19 protein-coding genes and 1 pseudogene are annotated in these 22663 nt (G+C 73.4%); 2 read left to right on the top strand and 18 right to left on the bottom strand.

What is annotated here, in order from left to right; all coding sequences use genetic code 11:
• Positions 1-136: 136 nt before the first annotated feature.
• The 17 genes and pseudogenes from EWV39_RS08780 to ftsY form a co-directional block, all read right to left on the bottom strand.
• On the bottom strand, positions 137-874 hold the full coding sequence (locus EWV39_RS08780) for a ribonuclease HII (RefSeq protein ID WP_129658704.1): 738 nt from the start codon (positions 872-874) through the stop codon (positions 137-139).
• Positions 874-1596, bottom strand: a complete 723-nt coding sequence (gene lepB / locus EWV39_RS08785; RefSeq protein ID WP_129658706.1) for a signal peptidase I — start codon at positions 1594-1596, stop codon at positions 874-876. The genes EWV39_RS08780 and lepB (EWV39_RS08785) overlap by 1 nt, the downstream gene beginning before the upstream one ends.
• Positions 1597-1784: 188 nt before the next feature.
• Positions 1785-2453: a signal peptidase I gene (gene lepB / locus EWV39_RS08790; RefSeq protein ID WP_129658708.1), complete on the bottom strand. Its 669-nt coding sequence runs from the start codon at positions 2451-2453 to the stop codon at positions 1785-1787.
• A 9-nt stretch (positions 2454-2462) separates the two neighbouring features.
• A complete protein-coding gene (gene rplS / locus EWV39_RS08795; protein WP_129658710.1) occupies positions 2463-2816 on the bottom strand; it encodes a 50S ribosomal protein L19 in 354 nt (117 codons plus the stop codon).
• A gap of 189 nt (positions 2817-3005) precedes the next feature.
• Positions 3006-3872, bottom strand: coding sequence for a tRNA (guanosine(37)-N1)-methyltransferase TrmD (gene trmD, locus EWV39_RS08800; RefSeq protein WP_129658712.1), 867 nt, complete (start codon positions 3870-3872; stop codon positions 3006-3008).
• Positions 3869-4480, bottom strand: coding sequence for a ribosome maturation factor RimM (gene rimM, locus EWV39_RS08805; protein ID WP_129658714.1), 612 nt, complete (start codon positions 4478-4480; stop codon positions 3869-3871). The genes trmD and rimM overlap by 4 nt, the downstream gene beginning before the upstream one ends.
• 208 nt (positions 4481-4688) lie before the next feature.
• Positions 4689-4862, bottom strand: a pseudogene (locus EWV39_RS08810) (KH domain-containing protein); the annotation flags it as partial.
• A 1-nt stretch (position 4863) separates the two neighbouring features.
• Complete coding sequence (gene rpsP / locus EWV39_RS08815) at positions 4864-5262, bottom strand: 30S ribosomal protein S16 (protein ID WP_129658718.1); 399 nt, start codon at positions 5260-5262, stop codon at positions 4864-4866.
• A gap of 355 nt (positions 5263-5617) precedes the next feature.
• Positions 5618-6838 (bottom strand): ABC transporter permease, encoded by a 1221-nt coding sequence (locus tag EWV39_RS08820; protein WP_129658720.1) that lies wholly within the window; start codon positions 6836-6838, stop codon positions 5618-5620.
• Positions 6835-7788 (bottom strand): ABC transporter ATP-binding protein, encoded by a 954-nt coding sequence (locus EWV39_RS08825; protein WP_129658722.1) that lies wholly within the window; start codon positions 7786-7788, stop codon positions 6835-6837. Before EWV39_RS08825 ends, EWV39_RS08820 begins: the two co-directional genes overlap by 4 nt.
• Positions 7789-7920: 132 nt before the next feature.
• Entirely contained in the window at positions 7921-8694 is a 774-nt protein-coding gene (locus EWV39_RS08830) for a response regulator transcription factor (protein ID WP_129658724.1), read from the bottom strand.
• Entirely contained in the window at positions 8691-10109 is a 1419-nt protein-coding gene (locus tag EWV39_RS08835; protein WP_129658726.1) for a sensor histidine kinase, read from the bottom strand. Before EWV39_RS08835 ends, EWV39_RS08830 begins: the two co-directional genes overlap by 4 nt.
• 2 nt (positions 10110-10111) lie before the next feature.
• A complete protein-coding gene (locus tag EWV39_RS08840) occupies positions 10112-11218 on the bottom strand; it encodes a hypothetical protein (protein ID WP_129658728.1) in 1107 nt (368 codons plus the stop codon).
• A 53-nt stretch (positions 11219-11271) separates the two neighbouring features.
• Positions 11272-11763 carry an NUDIX domain-containing protein gene (locus tag EWV39_RS08845; protein WP_129658730.1) on the bottom strand — a complete coding sequence of 164 codons (492 nt, stop codon included), beginning with the start codon at positions 11761-11763 and terminating at the stop codon, positions 11272-11274.
• A gap of 10 nt (positions 11764-11773) precedes the next feature.
• Entirely contained in the window at positions 11774-13363 is a 1590-nt protein-coding gene (ffh, locus tag EWV39_RS08850; protein ID WP_129658732.1) for a signal recognition particle protein, read from the bottom strand.
• A gap of 149 nt (positions 13364-13512) precedes the next feature.
• Positions 13513-14832, bottom strand: a complete 1320-nt coding sequence (locus EWV39_RS08855; protein ID WP_129659259.1) for an ammonium transporter — start codon at positions 14830-14832, stop codon at positions 13513-13515.
• A 313-nt stretch (positions 14833-15145) separates the two neighbouring features.
• The gene (ftsY, locus tag EWV39_RS08860; RefSeq protein WP_129658734.1) at positions 15146-16267 is read right to left on the bottom strand and encodes a signal recognition particle-docking protein FtsY; all 1122 of its coding nucleotides are present in this window, start codon (positions 16265-16267) and stop codon (positions 15146-15148) included.
• Between the two features lie 108 nt (positions 16268-16375).
• Here ftsY and EWV39_RS08865 point away from each other — a divergent pair, with 108 nt between their 5' ends.
• Positions 16376-17614: an MFS transporter gene (locus tag EWV39_RS08865; RefSeq protein ID WP_129658736.1), complete on the top strand. Its 1239-nt coding sequence runs from the start codon at positions 16376-16378 to the stop codon at positions 17612-17614.
• A gap of 16 nt (positions 17615-17630) precedes the next feature.
• On the opposite strand, the gene EWV39_RS08870 is transcribed toward EWV39_RS08865, so the two are convergent.
• Positions 17631-21374 carry a chromosome segregation SMC family protein gene (locus EWV39_RS08870; protein WP_193554695.1) on the bottom strand — a complete coding sequence of 1248 codons (3744 nt, stop codon included), beginning with the start codon at positions 21372-21374 and terminating at the stop codon, positions 17631-17633.
• Between the two features lie 239 nt (positions 21375-21613).
• On the opposite strand from EWV39_RS08870, the gene EWV39_RS08875 reads away from it, so the two are divergent.
• Positions 21614-22645: a 3-oxoacyl-ACP synthase III gene (locus EWV39_RS08875; protein ID WP_129658740.1), complete on the top strand. Its 1032-nt coding sequence runs from the start codon at positions 21614-21616 to the stop codon at positions 22643-22645.
• The last annotated feature ends 18 nt before the right edge of the window (positions 22646-22663 follow it).

Here is a 22663-nt window from a genome sequence, read left to right on the forward strand (position 1 = left end):
GCGCCCCTCGCAGTCGAGTCCACATGCCAGTCAGGGCCGCGCAGAAGGGGCGAGGGGAAGGCGTCCTCAGGGTGGCGGGCCGGGCCACGGCAAGCCGGTGCTGACGCAGCGGGCGATATCGAGCCCGGACCGTCCCCTACGCGCAGCGCAGCGCCCGGGCGGCCTCGACGCGCTCCGGCGTCGCCCCCAGGGACCAGCTGAGCCGGTGCTCCGGCGTCGGGCCGGCCTCCTGCACGGCCCGCCGGTGCGCCGCCGAGCCGTAGCCCTTGTTCGCGGCCCAGCCGTAGGCGGGGTGCCGCTCGGCCAGGCGCTCCATCTCCCGGTCCCGCTCCACCTTGGCCACCACGCTCGCGGCCGCCACGCTGGCGCACCGGAAGTCCGCCTTGACCTCGGTGCGGACCGGCCCCTCCCATGGCTCGCCGCCCTCGCGGCCGGCCAGCGGGTCCTCGGTCTCGGCGGCCAGGCTCAGCAGGTCCGCGGGCGGGGCGCTGAGCCAGTCGTGGCTGCCGTCCAGCAGCACGGCGGAGGGCACGACGTCGTCCTCCCGGGCCAGCCGGGCCAGGGCGCGCCGGCCCGCCAGGCGCAGCGCCAGGGTCATGCCCAGCGCGTCGATCTCCGCGGGCGATGCCGAGCCGGTGCGCACCGGGACCCACGCCCGGATCAGCGGCTCCATGACCCGGCGTCGGGCCGCCGTGAGCGCCTTGCTGTCCGTGAGCCCGGCGACCTCGGCCACGGTGCCGGGCAGCACCGCGGCGGCGCCCACGGTGACGGGGCCGGCGAGGGAGCCGCGGCCCACCTCGTCCATCCCCACCACGCAGCGCGCGCCGGCGGCGAAGAGCTCGGCCTCGACCGCGAGGTCGGCGGCAGCGGGCATCAGGATCCGCTCTGCTCGGAGGCCGCCGGGATGTCGGAGAAGACCTCGGCGTGGTCGTCGAGGACCTCCCACCGGCTGATCGGCCAGGCGATCACCGAGGCGTTGCCCACGACGTCGTCCTGGCTGACGAACTCGGTGCCCTGCTCGATGTGGTAGCGGGAGTCCGCCGAGGCGTTGCGGTGGTCGCCCATGACGAAGTACTCGCCGTCCGGGACGGTCACCTCGAAGGGCATGCCGCAGGCCTCGGCGCCGGGGAACAGGTACGGGGACTCGTCGAGTTCCTGCCCGTTGACCTGGACCTTCGCGTCCGGGGCGGTGCAGGTGACGGTGTCCCCGCCCTCGCCGATGACGCGCTTGATGAGGTAGTTCTGCGAGGCGTCGGGCATCACGCCGACGAAGGAGAGGGCCGAGCGGATCGGGTTGGTCGAGGTCTCGCCCTGGGGCACCCAGTCCTGGGTGTCCTCGAAGACGATGATGTCCCCGCGCTCCGGGTCGGAGAAGTAGCTGCCGGCGACGTTGACGAAGATCCTGTCGTTGAGCTGCAGGGTGTTCTCCATCGATCCGGAGGGGATGTAGAAGCCCCGGAAGAGGAAGGTCTTCACGAGGAAGGCGATGATCAGCGCGTAGAGGACGATCAGCAGGACCTCTTTGACCTTGGGCCACAGGCCGGCCGGCTCGGGGCGCGCCGGGGACTCCTCGGAGTGCTGGTCTGCTCGTGCCATCGGGTGGTCCTCCACGGTTGGTCTGGGGCTCGACGGGTGGTCGGGGCTCGCGTCCGCGCGGCCGGGGATCCGGTCCGCTCGGCGAGGACGCCGCGGCAGCCGGACCTGCCCGCCGGGGGGTCGGGTCCTCGGGGTCCGGGGCACGGGGCCTGGACCCGGGGACCAGTCTAGACCCCCGGGCTGACGAACTAGTCCCCCACGCTGCCCATGCGGTCCAGGGGCCAGAGCACCGCCACGGGCCGTCCGATGATCGCGTCGGAGCGGATCATGCCGCCGCCCGGGGCGCCGAGCAGCTCCCGGGAGTCGTACGAGGCGGAGCGGTGGTCCCCCTGGACCCACATCCGCCCCTCCGGCACGACGACGTCGAAGGAGACCTCCGAGGGCGCGTCCCCTGGCATCACGTACGGCTCATCCACCGGCTCGCCGTTGACGCTCAGGCGCCCGTCGGCCTCGCAGCAGGAGACCCGGTCCCCGGCGACGCCGATCACGCGCTTGACGAAGACGTCGTCGCGCGGGGCGACCCCCAGCCAGGCGCCCGCGACGCCGGCGGCCTCCGCCAGCACGCCCTTCCCCGACTCGTAGGGCGCGAGGGATCCCTTGCCGTCGAAGACCACGATCTCGCCCCGCTGCGGCTCCTCCTCCCCGAGCCGCCACACCGCCAGGCGGTCGCCGGGCATCAGGGTCGGCTCCATCGAGCCGGAGGGGATGTAGAAGACCTCCAGGACCAGCGAGCGGACCAGGACCGCGATGAGGACGGCGAGCAGGAGGGCCACCACGACCAAGCGCCGGCCCCCCGCGAGGGAGGACCGGCGCTCGGTGCGCGGAGACGCCTCGGCGGCCCGCGATGCTTCTGCCATGCCGCGTGTTTACTTGGCGGGCACGCGCTTCTCGCGGATGCGAGCAGCCTTGCCGTGACGGTCGCGCATGTAGTAGAGCTTCGCGCGGCGGACGTCGCCGCGGGCAACGACCTCGATCTTGTCGATGATCGGGGAGTGCACCGGGAAGGTGCGCTCCACGCCCACGCCGAAGGAGACCTTGCGGACGGTGAAGGTCTCGCGGACGCCGGCGCCCTGGCGGCCCATCACGAAGCCCTTGAAGACCTGCACACGCGAGCGGTTGCCCTCGACGATGTTGACGTGCACGTTGAGGGTGTCGCCCGCGCCGAACTCCGGGACGTCCGTGCGCAGCGACTTGTTGTCGATGAAATCGAGAGTCTGCATGACTTTCATTTCTCCTCGGTCGACGCCGCAGGCCATCCACCGATTGGTACGACGGCGGCTCCCGGTCCGCTGACCGGTGCCCCCGACAGGCTGAAGGGGTTCCCGGCGCATCGTCGATGCGCCGGCGCCGTGTCCGTGTGGTCGCTCTTCCCCCTGCGGCAGGGGCGTGCCCGGACAAGGCCCAGCGTATTATTCTGCCACATCGTCCCCGGGGCCGCCAGCGTCGCGCAGGGTGTCGAGCACCTCGCGGTCCCGCCGGTCCAGGGCCTCCTCCGGCAGCGCCTCGATCAGGTCGGGACGACGCCGCGCCGTCCGCTCGAGCTGCCAGTCCCGGCGCTCCCGCGCGATCCGGGCGTGGTTGCCCGAGAGCAGGACCTCGGGCACGCACCGCTCGCGCCAGACGCCGGGCTTGGTGTAGACGGGGTACTCGAGCAGCCCCGCCGCGTGGGACTCCTCGACCAGGGACTCGGGATTGCCGATCACGCCGGGGATCAGGCGCGCCGTCGCCTCGACCATCGCCATCACGGCGACCTCTCCTCCGTTGAGGACGTAGTCGCCCAGGCTGACCGGGAGCACCCTGAAGCGCTCCGCGGCCCAGTCCAGCACGCGCTCGTCGATGCCCTCGTACCGCCCGCAGGCGAAGACGATGTGCTCCTCCCGGGCGAAGGACTCGGCGGTGCGCTGGGTGAAGACGCGGCCGGCGGGCGAAGGGACCACCAGGAGGGGCCTGCGGTCCTTCTCCTCGGAGGCCTGTGGAGCCTCTTCGGCCCACGGGACCTCCCCGGCCGAGGGGGCCTGCTCGTCCGGCTCGTGCCCCGGGGCCCCGGCCAGGGTCCGCTCGAGGGCCTGGGCCCACGGCTCGGGCTTCATGACCATGCCGGCGCCGCCGCCGTAGGGCGTGTCGTCCACGGTGCGGTGGCGGTCGGTCGCGAACTCGCGCAGGTCCTGGATCGTCAGCTCCAGCAGCCCGGCCCGGCGGGCCTTGCCGATGAGCGAGAGCTCCAGCGGGGCCAGGTACTCGGGGAAGATCGAGACGACGTCGTAGCGGGGGGTCACGCGCGGTCACCGCGGTCCGACGCGGCCTCGGAGCCGCCCTCCTCGCCTTCCGAGGAGCCTTCCTCCTCGTCCTTCTGCAGGCCCAGGAGCCCCGGAGGCGGGCAGATCACCACGCGACCCTCCTCCAGGTCCACCTCGGGGACGATCTCCTCGACGAAGGGGATCAGCGCGGGCGCGCCGTCGGCGAGCTCAAGGTGCAGCAGGTCCTGCGCGGCGCCGGTCTGCAGGGCGGCGACCCTGCCGACCGGCTCCCCCAGCTCCGCCTGCTCCGGGTCCTCGACGGCGTAGACCTCGAGCCCGACGAGCTCGTGCTCGTAGAACCCCTCCTCCGCCTCGGTGTCCTCGCTCTCCACCGAGAGGCGGTGGTTGCGCAGCGCCTCGGCGTCGTTGCGCGAGGACAGCTCGGCGAAGCGCACCACCAGGATGGACTTGTTCCAGCGGGAGCCGGCGACCGTGAGGACGCCGCGGGGCGCGAGCGGGGTGGCGGGCTCGACGCCGAGCGCAGCGCCCGCCGCGAACCGCTCCTCGGGCTCGTCGGTGAACAGCTGGACGGTGACTTCCCCACGGATGCCGTGGGGCTTGCCGATGCGGGCGACCTGTACCTGCACTGCGGTCTCCTGGAGCTTCGGGGCCGAAGGACGGCCCGGCGGATGCGGATGGTTAAGGATACGGGCCCGCCCCCGCCGTGCGGCGGGAACGGGCCCGTGGGAGCGAGAACGCTCGTCAGGAAGCGCCGGGGCGCCGAGGTCAGCGCTGGCGGTCGGTGTCGACGACGTCGACCCGGACCTGCTCGCCCTCGGCGAGCGCGCCGATCACGGTGCGCACCGAGGTGGCGGTGCGCCCGCCCCGGCCGATGACGCGCCCGAGGTCGTCCGGGTGGACCCGGACCTCGAGGGTCTGGCCGCGGCGGCCGCTCCGCGAGCGGACGCTCACGTCGTCAGGGTGATCAACGATCCCCCGGACGAGGTGCTCCAGCGCTTCGGCGAGCATGCTACTCGGCGTTCTCCGCCGAAGCCTCGGCGGCCTTCTCCTCACCCTTGGGGGTGATGGCCTCCACGATCACGGAGCCCTTCTCGGGCGTCACGAACTCGGGCTTGCGCTCGACGGGCTTGACGGTCGACTCGGCGTCGCCCTCGCCCTTGAACTTGGCCCAGTCGCCGGTGAGCTTCAGCAGCGCGAGCACCTGCTCGGTCGGCTGCGCGCCGACGGAGAGCCAGTACTGGGCGCGCTCGGAGTCGATCTTGACGAACGAGGGGTTCTCGGTCGGCTGGTAGACGCCGATCTCCTCGATCGCGCGACCGTCCCGCTTGGTGCGGGAGTCGGCGACGACGACGCGGTACCGGGGATCGCGGATCTTGCCGAGACGCTTGAGACGAATCTTAACTGCCACTGGTGTGGACTCCTGTATCTATACACAGTGGACCGCTCGCTCGGTGCAGACCGTGGGGCGGGCCGCGGTGAGGAGGATCCGGAAGGGACGCAATGGACGCGCGGTGAGAGGGGCCGCGCGCATCGAGTACCTGTCAAGTATACACAGGGGCCGGAGCCGGCGCAGTGTGCCGCGGGCCACGCACGACGACGCCGCGCCCCGCTCCCCGGCAAGGGTGCGGGGCGCGACGGACATCAGCGCGGCGGACATCAGCGCGGCGGACATCAGCGGAGTGCAGCGCTTAGGGCGCGGGGCCGGCCCGGGCGCGCCCGGGCCGGGGCGAACCGGGCCGGGGTGAACCGCTCCGGACCGCGCCTCACACCTTCCGGCGCAGCACCTGGGCCCACGTGAAGGCCTGGCCGGTGCGCATCACCGCCCGGCGGTAGAGGCGCCCGCACCAGATCATCACCAGCACGACCGTGACCAGGGCGATCGCCGCGGCGATCAGCCCCTGCCACCACGAGGCCGTCCCCTCCACCAGCCGCATGGGCATGATGACCGAGGAGAACACGGGGAGGTAGGACAGCACCGCCTGCAGGGTCCCCGAGGCCGCCGTGCCGCCCAGCAGCACCGCGACCAGCAGGAAGATCACCGGGCCGGTGCTGGCGTTGAGGTCCTCCGTGCGGTCGGCCATCGCCCCGACCACCGCCCAGATCGCGGCGAGGATCGCGAAGCCGACCACGAAGAAGCCGATGAACCAGCCCGTGCTGCCGAGGATCCAGCCGATGTTGATCCCGAGGTCCAGGAAGGTCGCCGCGGTGAGGCCTACGGCCGCGTAGACGATCAGCTGGGAGAAGGCGAGGACCATGTTGGCGACCAGCTTGCCCGTCAGCAGCTGCCCCACCGGGATCGAGGTCGCGATGATCTCGACCACCCGGTTCTGCTTCTCCTCCAGGATCGAGGCCGCGATGGCCATGCCGAAGGTGATCGCGGCCATGTAGAAGACGAAGGCGAAGACCAGCCCCAGGATGCGCGCCTGGGCGCTGTCCGAGGAGCTCTCCACGCCCTCGACGGTGACGTCGGTGCCGCGGTTCAGCTCCTGGAGGTCCACCCCCAGCTGCGCCGCGTTCTCCGCCTGCGCCGCGGAGGAGACCGCCTGGACGAGGTAGTCGCCCGCGGTGCCGGTGGTTCCGTCCTCGGTGATCAGGACCCACCCGTCGTCGCCCTGGAGGAGGGCCAGGTCGGCGTCGCCCTCGGAGACCATCTCGCGGGCGGCGTCGGCGTCGGAGGCCTCCGCCGTCTCCAGGGCGGGGCCGTCCGCGCCGGATGACAGCTCGGAGGCTGCCTCCACCCTCTCCTGGGCGAGGGCGCCGGTCACGGCCACCGTGTCGGTGGAGTCGCGGCCGTTCATGAAGGACATGAAGGCGGCGCCTCCCACGATGATGAGGACCGTGATGAGCGAGGTGACGATGAAGGTCTTGTCGGTGGCCCGGACCACGATCTCGCGGGCCGCCACGGTGCGCCAGGCGCCTCGGGCCGGCGCGGGGGCGGGACGCTCTGCGGCGTCCGGGCGCTCTGCGGTGCTGTGCTGGTTCATCGGGTGACCTCCCGGTAGATCTCGGCCAGGCTCGGCTGGACGCGGGCGAACTCGGTCATGCCGCGCTCGAGCCCCTCGGCCATGAGGTTCCGGCGGATGGCGGCGGTCTCCCCCTCGCGGGGGAGGTCCACGAGCGCCGTCGGGCCGTCCACGTCGACGACCTCGACGCCGCGGACGCCCCGGACCCAGCCGGCGTCCTGCGTGGAGTCGAGGCGGTAGCGCAGCGGGCCGGCGTCGCGGAGCTCCTGCGCCGTCCCGGCGACGGCCAGGCGGCCCTCCTCCAGGATGACGACGTCCTCGCAGAGCCGCTCGACCAGGTCCAGCTGGTGGCTCGAGAACAGGATGGAGACGCCACGGCGCAGGAAGGTGCCCAGCAGCGCGACCATCGAGTCGACGGCGACCGGGTCCAGCCCGGAGAACGGCTCGTCCAGCACCAGGCACTCGGGCTCGTGCACCAGCGCGGCGGCGATCTGGACGCGCTGCTGGTTGCCCAGCGAGAGCGACTCGAGCTTGTCCCCGGTCCGCTCCCCCAACCCGAACCGCTCCAGCAGCTCCCGGGCCTTCTCCCGGGCGGTCGCGGTGTCCAGCCCGCGCAGACGGCCCAGGTAGACCAGCTGGTCCAGGACCTTCTGCTTCGGGTAGAGGCCGCGCTCCTCGGGCATGTAGCCGAAGCGCGCCCGGTCCGCGCCGGTGATCGGCGCGCCGTTCCACAGCACCTCGCCTCGGCTGGGCTCCAGGACCCCCATGATCATCCGCATCGAGGTGGTCTTGCCGGCCCCGTTGGAGCCGAGGAAGCCCGTCATGACGCCGGGGCGCAGGCGGAAGGACAGGTCCTCCACCACCGTGCGGTCCCCGAAGTCCCTGCCGAGCCCCCGCACGCTAAGTCCTGCGTCGGGGGACGTGCCGTCCCTGGTCTCGTGCGCGCCGCGCGTCGCGGTGCCCTGTTCCACTGCTGCCTCCTGAGGCCTCGTCGTAGAGCCGGTGCCGTGCACCGACCGTCGTGACGATCAGCCTAGTGAGGCGCGCGGGGCCGGGGATCAGCCCAGGGGGTGAACCTGCTCCGCTCCCCTCCCCGCCGGGTCCTACGGCAGGTCGACCAGCCCGGCGCGGTGGGCGAAGAGCACCGCCTGCACCCGGTCCCGGCTGAGGGTCTTGGCGAAGATGTGGGAGACGTGGGTCTTCACGGTGGCCTGGCCGAGGAACAGGTCAGCGGCGATCTCCTGGTTGGAGCGGCCGCGGGCGATGTGGGCCAGCACCTCGCGCTCCCTCTCCGAGAGGGCCTCGAGGGCCGCGGCGTCCTCCTCGGACAGCTCGCGACGGGCGCCCTGCCCGGGTGCCGCCGGGGCGTCGTCGTGCCCCCGCCCTCCGATGGGGCCGGCGGGGCTCTGCGCGCCGGCGGCTTCCGCCCCGGCCGCCGCCTCCGCCGCGCGGGCCTGGGTGATCCGCTGGATGACGGGCAGCGTCATCTCCGGGCTGAGCAGCGCGTGGCCGCCCGCCACCGCCTCGATGGCCGCCACGAGGTCCTCCGCGCTGGCCGTCTTGAGCAGGAAGCCGCTCGCCCCGGCCTGCAGCGCCCCGAAGAGGTAGTCGTGACGGTCGAAGGTGGTCAGGATGATCACCTTCCCCAGCCCCTCGGCGACCGCGATCCGCGTCGCCTCGATGCCGGACATGCCGGGCATCTGGATGTCCATGAGCACGACGTCGGCCGCGGCCTCCCGCAGCCCGGCCAGCGCCGCGCGGGCGTTCGCCGCCTGCCCCACCACCTCGATCCCGGGCTCGGTGGAGAGCACCAGGGAGAAGCCGGAGCGGACCAGCTGCTGGTCGTCGACGAGGTAGACGCGGATGGGGGCGGTCATGAGCTGCCTTTCGATGAGCCGGCCAGCGGCAGGCCGAAGCGGGTGGTCCAGCCGGGACCGGGCACGCGGGGGCCGGCCAGGGCGTAGCCGCCGAAGGCCGCGGCCCGCTCCCGCAGGCCGGTCAGGCCGGTGCCGGTGCTGTGCACGGCGTCGGCGGGGTGCACGGCCGTGGCGCGGCCCGAGTCGGTGATCTCCGCCTCGAGCACGCGCGGGTCCTCGAGGTGGCGGACGGCCAGGCGGCAGGCCGTGGCGCTGGAGTGCTTGGCCACGTTGGTCAGCGCCTCCTGGGCCATCCGGTAGAAGGCCGCCTGCGCGGGCGGGGGCATCTCCGAGCAGGTCCGCTCCCACTCCTCGCCGAAGCCGGCGGCGTCCACCCGCTCGACCGTCACGCCCAGCCGCTCCATGCCCGCGATGAGGTCGTCGAGATCCGCCAGCCGGGGCTCGAGCCCGGTCTCCGCGGCGGGATCCTCGTCGTCCCCAGCGCGGCGCAGCACCCCCAGCAGGGACTGCAGGGCCGCGATCCCCTCCCGCGTGCTGCCCTCGACGTCCGCGAGCGAGTCCCGCACCCGGCCCGCCCTGGCCTCGTCCAGCTCCAAGCGCCCGCCCGAGGCCTCGGCCGCGGCGATCACCCGCCGCACCCCGCCCGCCAGGAGCCCGACGCCGGTGAAGTGATGCCCCACGGAGTCGTGCAGGTCCCGCGCGAGCCGCAGCCGCTCCTCGACCACCGCCTGGCGCGCGAGCCGCCGCGACTGGTCCTCGATGGTGCGCTTCTGCTCCAGGAGCCGGTGCCGGCGCAGGGTCGAGCGCCAGGTGACCGCACCGAAGGCGAGCGCGCCGCCGAAGTAGGCGAGGTTGAGCCCGAGGCTGTAGAGGAAGTAGGCGCTCGCCGCGCTGAGCGGGCCGGGGTTGCTCTCCAGGACCGGCCCGAGCAGCTGGGAGAGGTTCTCGGTGAACACCCAGGTCAGGAAGATCCAGCCGAACATGCCGACCACCACCAGGGCGCTCAGGACCACGAGCGCGGTCCGGTTGCGGGACCACGCGGCGGCGGTGTAGATGGCCGCGAAGTAGCTGCCCTGATACACCACCGTCACCGTCGCCTCGGGCGAGACGTAGGTCAGCAGGGCGAAGGCGAGGCTCGTCACCGCGAGGGTGACCAGCGGGCGCCGGCGGCGCACCGCGAGGCAGGCGGGCATGGCCGCCGCGGCCGCGTAGTCCAGGAAGCCGGGCGGCTCGTCATCGTAGGAGCCGAGGCTGTGCATGAGGACGACGGTGAGGAGCGCGGCGGCGGCCAGGACGGCGGCGATCAGCAGGTCGATGCGCTGCTGCCGGGCCGTGGGCAGGGGCCGCTTCCAGCCGCTGCCGGCCTCCTCCTCCCACAGCGCGCGCAGCCGCGGCAGCGCGCCCCGGGCGCCCACCCCTACCTCTTCCGGCGCGCGATCCACGCGCCGACGCCGAGCCCCGCGGCCGCCACGACCGTCCAGGGGTTCCTGCGGGCGGCGTCGAGGGCCCGCCCGGCGGCCTCGCGCACGGTGGGCAGGGCCTCGCCGGCCGCGCCCGGGCCCCGCGGGGCGAAGGCCAGGCGCTCGTGGCCGGGCTGGTCCGCGAAGAGCTTCCGGCCGTCGATGACCTTCGCCGCGATGTCCGGCACGCCGAGCAGCTGCAGCGCCGACTCCGGGGCGTAGCGGCCGCTCGCGTCCCGGGCGTAGCGCTCCAGGCGGCGGGAGCCGACGGCGTCGAGCCCGAAGGCGTCCGTGAGCGCGGCGACGCCGGCCACCCGGGCGGCGTCGCGCAGCCTGCTCGGGGACTGGCCGCCGACCTGTGCCTGCAGCACGTCGGCCGGGGAGTCGGCGGGATAGGAGCTCACGGCGTCGCGGGTCGGGCCCCACTCCAGGGAGACGGGCTCGCCCTCGGCGGGGCAGTAGGTCACCGCCCGGTGCTCGCCGTCGGTGTCCAGGACGACGGCGCGGGCGGCCGCGGCGTCGACCACCTCGAGCAGGGCGGGGTACGTCTCGGCGCTGACCAGGGTCCAGCCGGAGCCGGCGTCGGCCACCTCGATCTGGCCGGAGAAGTCGGCGCGGGAGAGCCAGCGCGCCAGCCGGGCCCGGTCCGCCTCGATCGTCGCGACCGCGGTGGGGTTTTCCGGGACGCCGGGACCGGTCTGCCACGAGGCGTACTCCAGGCCCGGGTAGGCCAGGATGGCCTCCATGACGTCGTTGAGCTCACTACCCAGGCTCAGCTGGCCGTCGAGGCTCGCGCGGGCCACCAGGGTCAGCTCGCCCTGGACGTGGACCGGCAGCATGAGCTGGAGGTTCTGGTCCCCCGAGCTGTACAGCGCGGGCACCGACTCCTCCCGGAGCAGCCGCAGGATGTGCTCCCGCTCGGCCGCCGGGTCCTGTCCGGCCGCCGTGACCTCTCCCTCGGCGGACTCCGTCAGCCGCTGGTGCAGGTCCAGGCGCACGGGAACCCACTGCCAGGCGATGCCGGAGGGCATCCGCCGGTCCGTGGTGTGGTCCTCGGGCGTCACGTCACTTCCTCGCTGGTCGGGTGGTTCGGGTCTTCTAGCTGGGGCGGCCGCGCTCAGTTCCAGCGGTGGGAGCTGAGCTCGATGACCGCCTCGCCCCCGCGGACCGAGAGCGCCTGGCGCAGCCGGTCCGCGAAGCCCGGGCCGAGGTAGTCGTCCAGCTCCGCCGGGGCGACGAAGCGGTACTCGAGCAGCTCCTCCTCCTGCAGGATGATCGGGGCGTCGGAGGGGATGGTCCCGCCGTCGTAGACGTAGTAGGCCGAGTCGCCCCACTCCCCCATGCTCAGGCCGTGGAAGATGAGCAGCAGGCGGCCCGGGGCGAGCTCGAGCCCGACCTCCTCCAGGACCTCGCGGAAGCAGCCCTCCTGCGGGGCCTCGCCGGCCTCGACCGTGCCGCCCGGCAGGGTCCAGCCGTCCTTGTAGTTGGGCTTGGCCACCAGGATGCCGCCGTGCTCGTCGGTGATCAGGGCGCCGGCGGCCATCCGGCGGCGCGGCAGCGACGCGACGAATGCTCGGAAGTCCTCGGGGGAGAGATAGGTATGAGCCATATGTACAGGTTTACTTTTCCCCCAGGAATTTCTCAAAGCCCTTGGGCAGGTTCATGGCGTCCTGGTCGAACTGCTGACCCTGCTGGCCGAAGGAGGAGCCCTGCTGGGCGACCTTCTGGCCGCCGCCCTTCAGCTGCGCCTCGCGCTTGGCCGGGTTGCCGGAGCGGGCCTTCTTGCCGGCCTTGCCCTTGGCGCCCTTGCCCTTCTTGCCGCCGTGGCCGCCGGCGCCCGGCATCCCGGGCATGCCGCCGCCCATCCCGGGCATGTTGGGCATGCCCTTGCCCTGGGCCATGCGCTTCATCATCTTCTGCGCCTGGCCGAAGCGCTCCATGAGCTGGTTGACCTCGGAGACGGTCACGCCGGAGCCGCGGGCGATGCGCGCCCGGCGGGAGCCGTTGATGATCTTCGGCGCCACGCGTTCATGCGGCGTCATGGAGCGGACGATCGCCTCGACCCGGTCGATCTCGCGGTCGTCGAAGTTCTCCAGCTGCTGCCGCATCTGGGCGGCGTTGGGCATCATGGCCAGCAGCTTCTTCATCGATCCCATCTTGCGGATCTGCTGCATCTGGGCGAGGAAGTCCTCGAAGGTGAAGTCCTCCTGGTCGGCGAACTTCTGCGCCATCCGGTCGGCCTCGGCCTTGTCCCAGCTGGCCTCGGCCTGCTCGATCAGGGTCAGGACGTCGCCCATGTCCAGGATGCGCTTGGCCATCCGGTCCGGGTGGAACTGCTCGAAGTCCTTCACGCCCTCGCCGGTGGAGGCGAACATGATGGGCTTGCCGGTCACCGAGGCGACCGAGAGGGCCGCGCCGCCGCGGGCGTCGCCGTCGAGCTTGGAGAGCACGACGCCGGTGAAGTCCACGCCCTCGTTGAAGGCCAGCGCGGTGTTGACCGCGTCCTGGCCGATCATCGCGTCGATGACGAAGAGGACCTCCTGCGGCACGATCGCGTCGCGGATGTCCCGCGCCTGCTTCATCAGCTCCTGGTCCACGCCGAGGCGTCCGGCGGTGTCCACGATGACGACGTCGTGCAGCTTGGCGCGCGCCGTGGCCACGCCGTCGCGGGCCACCTGCACCGGGTCGCCGGTCGGGTCGTCGAACTCGCTGGTGGTACCGGGGTGCGGGGCGAAGACGGGGACGCCCGCACGCTCGCCGACGACCTGCAGCTGGTTCACGGCGTTGGGCCGCTGGAGGTCGGAGGCCACGAGCAGCGGCTTGTGGCCCTGGCCGGCGAGCCAGCTGCCCAGCTTGCCCGCCAGCGTGGTCTTGCCGGCGCCCTGGAGGCCGGCGAGCATGATGATGGTCGGACCGGTCTTGGCCATGGCGATGCGGCGGGTCTCGCCGCCGAGGATGCCCTGCAGCTCCTCGTTGACGATCTTGACGACCTGCTGGGCCGGGTTGAGCGCCTCGGAGACCTCGGCCCCGAGGGCGCGCTCCTTGACCGCGGCGACGAACTCGCGGACCACCGGGACCGCGACGTCGGCGTCGAGCAGGGCACGGCGGATCTCGCGCACGGTGGCGTCGACGTCTGCCTCGGAGAGACGGCCCTTGCCGCGGAGGTTCTTGAAGGTCGATGCTAGGCGATCAGAAAGGGAATTGAACACGTGCCGTGGTCTACTTTCGCTGCTGAGATTCTCGGGGCGTGCCCCGCCGGCGGGATGCGCCTGCGGGAAGCGGTCGACTTACAAGAGTAGCACCGGTGCCCCCGCTCGGACTGAACGGGGGCACCGGTGCTGTGGACGGGACGGGCGGATCAGGCTCGGTGGGCGGGGGCGCGGGCGCCCGCCTCCTCCCGGACCTGCTCCGGCGAGGCGTCCGGGACGCTCGCCTCCTCCACGGAGATCCTCTGGTCGCTGAGCCCGCCCGAGGCGGTGGGGCGCAGCAGGTGCAGCTGGCCGGCGTCGTCCGCGGCGAAGAGGTAGGCCGACTCTGCGTGGGCCGTCATGTCGATGCCGCGGTCCTCCTCGCTCTCGGAGACCCGGAAGCCGATGGTCTTGTGGATCGCGAACCCGATGATCAGCGTCATCACCGCGGTGAAGGCCACCGAGACGACGGTCGCCACCGACTGGGTCAGCAGCAGGCCGAAGCCGCCGCCGTAGAACAGGCCCGGGGTGCCGGTGCTGCCGGTCGCGATGAAGCCCAGCGCCACGGTGCCGATCACGCCGGAGACCAGGTGGACGCCGACGACGTCGAGCGAGTCGTCGTACCCCCAGCGGTACTTCAGCCCCACGGCCAGCGCCGAGGCGGCGCCGGAGACCGCGCCGAGCACGATCGCCCAGCCGGGGTCCACGTTGGCGCAGGCCGGGGTGATGGCGACCAGGCCGGCCACGATGCCCGACGCTGCGCCGAGGCTCGTGGCGTGGCCGTTGCGCAGCCGCTCGACCAGCAGCCAGCCGAGCATCGCCGCGGCGGGGCTGACCAGGGTGTTGACCCAGATCAGGCCGGCCTGCGCGCCGTCGGCGGCGGCGCCGACGTTGAAGCCGAACCAGCCGAACCACAGCAGGGCCGCGCCGAGCATCACGAAGGGCAGGTTGTGCGGGCGGTGCTCCGGGTCCTTGCCGAAGCCGCGGCGGACGCCGAGGATCAGGCACAGCACCAGGGCGGCGACGCCGGCGTTGATGTGGACCACCAGGCCGCCGGCGAAGTCGATGGCCTCGCCGAGCACCGAGCCGATGGCGCCGTCCTCGGTGAACAGACCGCCGTCGGCCCAGACCATGAAGGCCAGGGGCGCGTAGACCAGGGTGACCCAGACGGGGACGAAGAGGCACCAGGCGCCGAACTTGGCGCGGTCGGCGATCGAGCCGGAGATCAGGGCCACGGTGATGATCGCGAAGGTCGCGGAGAAGCCGATGCCCAGCATGTCCGGGGTGCCGTTGGAGTTCACCAGCGCCATGTCCGCGAAGGGGTTGCCGACGACACCGGGGATCGCGCCGGGCGCGGTGGCCATCGAGGAGCCCCACAGGGCCCAGACCACGGCGACGAACCCGATGGAGACGAAGCTCATCATCATCATGTTCAGCGCCGTCTTGGCCCGGGTCATGCCCCCGTAGAAGAAGGCCAGGCCCGGGGTCATGAGCAGGACGAGCGCTGCGGCCACGACCGTCCACACCTCCTGAGCGGTGATTGTTTCCACGGCCGTCTCCCTTCCACGAGTGCTGCGCCCGAAGGCTCGGACGGCCCGACGTCGCCAGGCGCCGGGTCTTGCCGTCCATCCTCCGGCGCGGGTGTTTCGCGGGGCGGCCCGGTTGCGTTTCAGGGCGGTAACGCTTCTGGGCGGGTGTTTCGGGAGTGTGACGCGGGAGGGGCCCGCCGGATCCGGCGGGCCCCTCCTCTTCGGGGTTCGATCTGGTGCGGGAGGTCGCGTCCCGGGCCGGGACGTGCGGCCCTCAGTCGAGCAGCGCGTCCACGAAGCCCTCGGGGTCGAAGGGCGCGAGGTCGTCCGGCCCCTCCCCGAGGCCCACGAGCTTGACCGGCACGCCCAGCTCGTCCTGGATCGCGACGACGATGCCGCCCTTGGCGGTCCCGTCCAGCTTGGTCAGCACGATGCCGGTGATGTCCACGACCTCGGCGAAGACCTTGGCCTGGACCATGCCGTTCTGCCCCGTGGTCGCGTCGATGACCAGCAGCACCTCGGTCACGGGGGCGACCTTCTCGGTGACCCGCTTGACCTTGCCGAGCTGGTCCATCAGCCCGGCCTTGTTCTGCAGCCGGCCGGCGGTGTCGATCATCACCGTGTCCGCGCCCTCCTCCTTGGCCGCGGCGGCGGCCTCGTAGGCCACCGAGGCCGGGTCAGCGCCCTCCTGCTCGGAGCGCACGGTCCGCACCCCGACCCGGTTTCCCCAGGTCTGGAGCTGGTCCGCGGCGGCGGCGCGGAAGGTATCCGCGGCCCCCAGGATCAGCGTCTTCTCCTCGGCCACCATGACCCGGGCGAGCTTGCCCACGGTGGTGGTCTTGCCGACGCCGTTGACGCCGACCACCAGCACGACGCCGGGGTCCTCCCCCGCGCCGTCCAGTGCGAGCTCGCGGTCCATCTGCGGGTCCACCAGGCGGATCAGCTCCTCGCGGAGCATCTGCTTGACGTGCACCGGGTCCTCGGTGCCCTCGACGCGCACGCGGGTCTGCAGGCTCTCGACCAGCCGCTGCGAGGGCCCCGCTCCGAGGTCCGCCATGAGCAGCGTCTCCTCGATCTCGTCCCAGACGTCCTGGTCGATCCTCTCGCGGGAGAGCAGCGCGAGCAGGCCCTTGCCGAGCATCGAGTTCGAGCGCGAGAGCCGGGCGCGCAGGCGCACCAGACGCCCGGCCACGGGGGCGGGCCGCTCGGGGCGCGGCGGGGCCGGCGCCTCGGCCGTCCCCGCGGGCTCGGGAGGGGCCTGGACGTCGTCGGCGTCCCGGGTCCCGGGGTACTTGCCCTTGGGGGGCCGGGGGCCGCGCAGCAGCACGAAGGCGAGGCCGCCCAGCACGATCACGCCCAGGGCGATGAAGAGGATGAGGATGAGGGAGTCGTTCACCCTTCCAGCTTGCCACACGGCCCCGCGGCGCGTCCCTCCGGGGCGGCCCGCCGGGACAGGGGTGAGGCCGGGCCTGGAGCCCGACGCCGGGTAGTAGGGTTCTCTGACGTGGCTCGTTTCAATCTCTCCGCATTCCGCCGGCGTCGCCCCGCGGACGGCTCCGCGGCGGCCGGGCGGCCCGCCATCCCCACCGACCTGAAGGTGCTCATCGTCGCCGCCTTCGTGATCGCCGTCGGCTACGGCATCGTCGCGCCGGTGCTGCCGCAGTTCGCCTCCTCCTTCGGGGTCGGCGCGGCCGCCGCCGGCGTCGTGATCAGCGCCTTCGCCGTGATGCGCGTGGCCTGGGCTCCGGCCGCGGGGCCCATCATGTCCCGGATCGGCGAGCGGCGGACCTATCTGTGGGGGCTGGGCATCGTCGCGGCCTCCTCGGCCGCCACCGCCTTCGCGGGCAGCTACGTCTGGCTCATCGTGCTCCGCGGCCTCGGCGGCATCGGCTCCGTGATGTTCACCGTCTCCGCGATGGGGCTCATCGCCCGGCTCGCCCCGATCTCCATCCGGGGGCGGGTCTCGGGGTACTACGCGACGGCGTTCCTGCTGGGCAACATCATGGGGCCGGTGCTCGGCAGCCTCACCGCGCAGTGGGGCCTGCAGGCCCCTTTCATCATCTACGCCGCCGCGCTGGCGGTGGCGATCGCCGTCGCCGCGTGGAAGCTGCGCCCGGTGGCGCCCTCCACGGACACCGGCTCAGTGATGCTGCCGATGCGCCTGTCCGAGGCGTGGCGGACGCCGGGCTACCGCGCCCTGCTCTCCTCGAGCTTCGCGCACGGCTGGACCAACATGGGGGCGCGGGTCGCGCTCATCCCGCTGCTGGCCTCGGCGATCGTGGGCGGCTCGGGCGCCGGGGTCGCCGGCATCGCGCTGGCGGCGCTGGCCGGCGGGGCCGCGGTCGCCCAGGTGCTGCTGAGCGGGCTCTCGGACCGGATCGGGCGCCGGCCGGTGATGCTGGCGGGCCTCGCCGCGAGCGCCGTGCTGACCGGCGCGCTGGGCTTCTCCCCCAACGAGTGGACGCTGTGGGCCCTCTGCCTCACGGCGGGCTTCACCACCGGCCTCTACGCGCCCGCCCAGCAGGCCGCGCTGGCGGACATCGTCGGCTCCAAGCGCTCGGGCGGCAACGTCATGTCCGCCTACCAGGCCGCGGCCGACGCCGGGACCATCGTCGCGCCGGTGCTGCTCGGCGCCGTCGTGGACACGGTCGGCTTCGGCACCGCGTTCCTCATCTGCGCGGCGCTGTTCGCGCTCGCGACGCTGGCGTGGACGGTCACCCGCCTGCCGCGGCGCATGGACTGAGACCCGGAGCTCCGCCTCAGCGCAGCTCGGCCAGCCGCTGCGAGATCACCTGGGTGATCCCGTCGCCCCGCATGGACACCCCGTAGAGCGCGTCCGCGATCTCCATGGTCCGCTTCTGGTGCGTGATGACGATCAGCTGCGAGCTCTCCTGCAGCTCCTGGAGGATCGTCAGCAGGCGGCCCAGGTTCCGGTCGTCCAGGGCCGCCTCCACCTCGTCCATGACGTAGAACGGCGAGGGCCGGGCCTTGAAGATGGCCACCAGCAGCGCGATGGCCGTGAGCGAGCGCTCGCCGCCGGAGAGCAGCGAGAGGCGCTTGACCTTCTTGCCCGCCGGCTTGGCGTGGACGTCGATGCCGGTGGCGAGCATGTCGCTCGGGTCGGTGAGCACCAGCTTGCCCTCTCCGCCCGGGAACAGCGTCGAGAACACCCGGACGAACTGCTCCTGGGTGTCGTGGAAGGCCTGGGCGAAGACCTCGCGGACGTGCCGGTCGACGTCGCGGATGATCTCCTCGAGGTCCGCCCGCGAGCGCCGCAGGTCCTCGAGCTGCTGCACGAGGTAGGTGTGCCGCTCCTCCAGCGCCGCGAACTCCTCCAGGGCCAGCGGGTTGACCTTCCCCAGGGCGCGCAGGTCCTTGCGGGCGCGCTGGAGCCGCCGCTCCTGCTCCGCGCGCACATAGGGGCGCTCGCCCGCGGGCTCCCCCGCCTCGTCGAGCTCCGGGATCGGCAGGTGCGGGCCGTAGTCCTCCACCAGCGCGCCGGTGCTCAGGCTCAGCTCCTCGAGGATGCTCGTGCGCAGCGAGTCCAGGGTGGCCTCCCGGCCCGCGCGCTCGAGCTCGCCGGCGTGGGCGGTGGAGCGCAGCCGCTCCAGCTCGCCGCGCTGCGCCCGCTCCGCCTCGCGCGCGCCGCGCAGCCGGGTCTCGACGCCGGCCCGGCGGGTCTGCGCCTGCTCGTGCGCCTGGTGGGCCCGGGCCAGGTCGGCCTCGATGCTCTCCCGGACCCGCTCGACCATGGCCCGCGCCCCCTGCGCCGCCCGCAGCCGCAGGTCCCGGCGGCGCTCCTGCCGCTCGACCTCCGCGTGCGCGGCCCGCTCCGCGGCGAGCCCGCGCCGGGCGGCATCGATGCGCTGCCGCAGCGACTCGGTCTCCGACTCGACGCCGCGCACCCCGATCAGCGCCTGGGTCTCCTCCTGCCGGGCCTGCGCGACCGCCGCCGAGGCCTCGTCCCGGCCCCGGGCGGCGGCCTCGAGCGCCTCGGTCCCCTCGCCCTCGCTCAGCTCCACCGCGGCGGAGACCGACGCCGCGGCGTCCTCCACCCGCCGGGCGAGCCCGGGCTCCCGCTCGCGCAGCTCGGCGAGCCGGCGGCGCGCGGCCTCCAGCTCCTCGGTGGTCGAGTCGATCAGCGCGCGCAGCCGGGAGTGCTCCGCGGCGTGCGTCGAGGCCTCGCGGCTGATCCGCGCGAACTCGGTGCGGGCCTCCTCCGCCCTCTCGCGCGCCTGCGCCTGGGTCCGGGAGGCCTCCTCGCGCTCCTCCTCGGCCCGCCGCCGGGCCTCCTCCAGGCCGGCGAGCTCGCGCTGGGCCTGCTCGTGGCGGGCCGCGACCTCCAGGCCGGAGACCGCGCCCGCGGTGCCGCCGTCGGCCCGGTGCCGGCTCAGGCGCGTGCCGTCCGCGGCCGCGACCGTCCAGTCCCCGGCCCGGCCGGTCCCTTCCCGCTTGTCCTCCGCTTCCCGCTCCTCCCTCGCGGCGAGCAGGGCCGCCCGGAGCCGCGCGGCGGCGTCGGCGTCCTCGACCAGGGCGGTCCGGGTCAGGAGGGTGCGCACCAGCGGGGCGAGGCGGCCGCCGGTCACGACGTCGGGCGCCCAGCGAGCGCTCACGCCCGCGCGGGCGACGGCCCGCTCCAGCTCCTCCCGCTCGGCGGTTCCGGCGGGTCCGCTCCCCTCCCCCGGGGAAGGCTCATCCGTGGCCGCCGGGCCCTCTCCGTCATCGGCGGCTCCGACCACACCGGAAGTGTCCTCCGCGCCTGCAGCGACGGCCGCACCGGGCCTCTCCCCCGCCCCGGCGTCCTCCAGCAGGAGCGCGGCCCGGCCGAGGCCGTCCTCGCGCAGCGTGGCCAGGAGCTCGGTCAGCCGGCCCGGGTCCGCGAGCGCGAGGCCCTCGGCGAAGCGCTCCAGCGCCGCGGCGGCCGCGGCGGCGAAGGCGGGCTCGATCTCCACGGCGTCGCGCACCCTCTCCACCAGGCCGGGGTGCCGGGCCAGCAGGGCCTCGGTCGCGTCGGGGGCGGGCAGGGAGTCGCGCAGGGCCTCCACGCGGGCGCGGGCGGCGTCGAGCCGGCGGGTCGCCTCGTGGAGGCGGGCGGCGGCGGCCTCCAGGACGGTGCCGGACCGCTGGGCGGCCTCGTGCGCCTCGTCGCTGGCCTCCGAGGCGGCCCGCTGGTCCTCGGCGGTCGGTCCCCGCTGCCCGGAGAGGCGCTCCAGCTCGGTCTCGTGGCGGGCCAGCCGCTCCTCGACGGCGGCGACGTCCCGCTCCTGCTCCCCCGCGCGGGCCTGGAGGGACTCGTGCTCGGAGCGGGCCGTGGCCAGGCGCCCGCGCAGGGAGGCGAGGTTCTCGCGGCGCTCGGCCATCGCCTCCCGCAGAGCAGTGTGGTGCCGCTCCCGCTCGGCCAGCTCCCCCTCGCGCTCCTCCAGGCGCTCGCCCGCCTCGGCGTGCTCGGACCGGCGCCGCTCGGCGCGGCCCAGCGCCTCCTCCAGCTCGCCCTCCAGGCGCTCGGCGGAGGCCCGCATGGCCTCGGGGTCCCGCAGGTGGGCCCGGCCGGTGGGGACGGAGGCGGAGCGGATGCGCTCGTCGGCGAGCTGGGCCAGCGAGGCGAAGCGCTCACGGGCCTGCGAGAGCCCGTACCAGGTGTCCCTGGCGCGGGCGACGCCGGGGCCCAGCCGGGCGGCGTCGGCCTCCAGCTCGGCGATCTCCGCGGTGAGCCGCTCGTTCTCCCGCTCCGCCCGGCTCAGCTCCGCGCGGCGCCGCTCGAGCTCGGCGGAGTCGCTCTCCAGGGCCGTGGAGGCCTGGACCCAGTCGTCGGCGAACAGCCGCGCCCGGGCGTCGCGCACGTCGTGCTGGATGCGCTGGGCGCGGCGGGCCACCTTCGCCTGCCGGCCCAGGGGCGTCAGCTGGCGTCCCACCTCGGCGGTCAGGTCCTCCAGCCGGGAGACGTTGGCCTGCATCGACTCCAGCTTGCGCAGGGTCTTCTCCTTGCGACGGCGGTGCTTGAGCACTCCCGCGGCCTCCTCGATGAAGCCGCGCCGCTCCTCCGGCGTCGCCTGCAGGATGCGGTCCAGCTGGCCCTGCCCCACGATGACGTGCATCTCCCGGCCCAGCCCCGAGTCGGAGAGCAGCTCCTGGATGTCCAGCAGCCGGCAGGACGCGCCGTTGATCGCGTACTCCGAGCCGCCGGAGCGGAAGAGCGTGCGGGAGATCGTCACCTCGGAGTACTCGATGGGCAGCACGCCGTCGGCGTTGTCGATCGTCAGGGAGACGTGCGCCCGGCCCAGCGCCGCGCGCCCGGAGGTCCCGGCGAAGATCACGTCCTCCATCTTGCCGCCGCGCAGCGACTTGGCGCCCTGCTCGCCCATCACCCAGGCCAGGGCGTCCACGACGTTGGACTTCCCGGAGCCGTTGGGACCCACGACGGCGGTCACCCCGGGCTCGAACTCGAAGGACGTGGACGAGGCGAAGGACTTGAAGCCCCGCACGGTCAGCGTCTTGAGGTGCACGTCACTTCCTTTCGGGACGGCCTGGCGGACGAGCCCCGATTCTACGCGAGGTCCCCCTCCCGCCCCTCGCTCATCCCCGGGATGCCGCGGATCACATGAGCGGGAGCACAAGGCGGCGCCGGGAATTGAGCCCCCGATGAAATCGGAGGTTGCATCTCGTGCAAGTTGTAGAGTTGCCCTGTGGGTGCTCGCTGGCACCCCCGGCAGCACAGCACTAGTCCAGGCAGAAGGCTCGTTCATTGACCGCAAATTCGTCCATACGCCATCGCAACTCTGCGCTCCTCTCGGTGACCAGGGTCGAGGCCGAGGAGGTCGTCCCCTCCTCGCATTTCGATGAGCGGCTGAAGCAGACCTACAAGCGCCTCCGGATGCCCAAGGGCCTGCTGGAGCGCCTGGCCGGCATCCGCGAGCGTCGCTACTGGGGCCCGGAGAGCTCCTTCGACGACGGCGCGACCCGTGCGGGCCGCGCGGCGATGGAGCAGGCGGGGGTGGCCCCGGACCAGATCGGGCTGATGATCAACGCCTCGGTGACCCGCGACAACTTCGAGCCGGCGGTCGCCGTCGGCATCCACCACAGCCTCGGCCTGCCGCGGCACGCCCTGAACTTCGACATCACCAACGCCTGCCTCGGCTTCGTCAACGGCATCACCGTGGCATCGAGCATGATCGACGCCGGGGCCATCGACTACGCCCTCATCGTCTGCGGCGAGGACCCCTCCCCCTGGCACGAGACCGCCCTGCGGATGCTGGACGACCCCGAGGCCACCCGCGAGGACGTCATGACCCAGTTCGCGACCCTGACGCTGGGCAGCGGCGCGGCCGCCGCCGTGATCGGCCGCGCGGACCGCCACCCCGAGGGCCACCGCATCATGGGCTCGGTCTCCCGCGCCGGCACGGAGCACAAGGACCTGTGCGTCGGCGGCGACGCCGGCGAGGGCATGAGCACGGACGCCACCGGGCTGCTCAAGCACGGCCTCCAGCTCGTCACCGACGCCTGGGACCAGGCCCACGAGGACGGCTGGGACTGGGCCGAGATGGACAGCTACGTCACCCACCAGATCTCCACCTCGCACACCAACGCGATCGTCGACGCGCTCGGCATCGATCCCCAGCGCATCCCGGTGACCTTCCCCTACTGGGGCAACGTGGCGGCCGCGGCGCTTCCCATGACGCTGGCCCTCGAGGCGGAGCGCCTCCGCCCCGGCAAGCGCGTGCTGTGCATGGGCGTCGGCTCCGGCCTGAACACGGCCCTGATGGAGATCGCCTGGTAGCGCGCCACCCGTAGAACA

The sequence above is a fragment of the Rothia halotolerans genome (genome assembly GCF_004136635.1).
Lineage (GTDB): Bacteria > Actinomycetota > Actinomycetes > Actinomycetales > Micrococcaceae > Rothia > Rothia halotolerans.

Coding starts and splice junctions, on each gene's coding strand:
- EWV39_RS08855 (WP_129659259.1), bottom strand. CDS start 14,832: ATGACCCCGGGCCTGGCCTTCTTCTACGGGGGCATGACCCGGGCCAAG.
- EWV39_RS08820 (WP_129658720.1), bottom strand. CDS start 6,838: ATGAACCAGCACAGCACCGCAGAGCGCCCGGACGCCGCAGAGCGTCCC.
- EWV39_RS08845 (WP_129658730.1), bottom strand. CDS start 11,763: ATGGCTCATACCTATCTCTCCCCCGAGGACTTCCGAGCATTCGTCGCG.
- lepB (WP_129658706.1), bottom strand. CDS start 1,596: ATGGCACGAGCAGACCAGCACTCCGAGGAGTCCCCGGCGCGCCCCGAG.
- rplS (WP_129658710.1), bottom strand. CDS start 2,816: ATGCAGACTCTCGATTTCATCGACAACAAGTCGCTGCGCACGGACGTC.
- EWV39_RS08830 (WP_129658724.1), bottom strand. CDS start 8,694: ATGACCGCCCCCATCCGCGTCTACCTCGTCGACGACCAGCAGCTGGTC.
- lepB (WP_129658708.1), bottom strand. CDS start 2,453: ATGGCAGAAGCATCGCGGGCCGCCGAGGCGTCTCCGCGCACCGAGCGC.
- EWV39_RS08780 (WP_129658704.1), bottom strand. CDS start 874: ATGCCCGCTGCCGCCGACCTCGCGGTCGAGGCCGAGCTCTTCGCCGCC.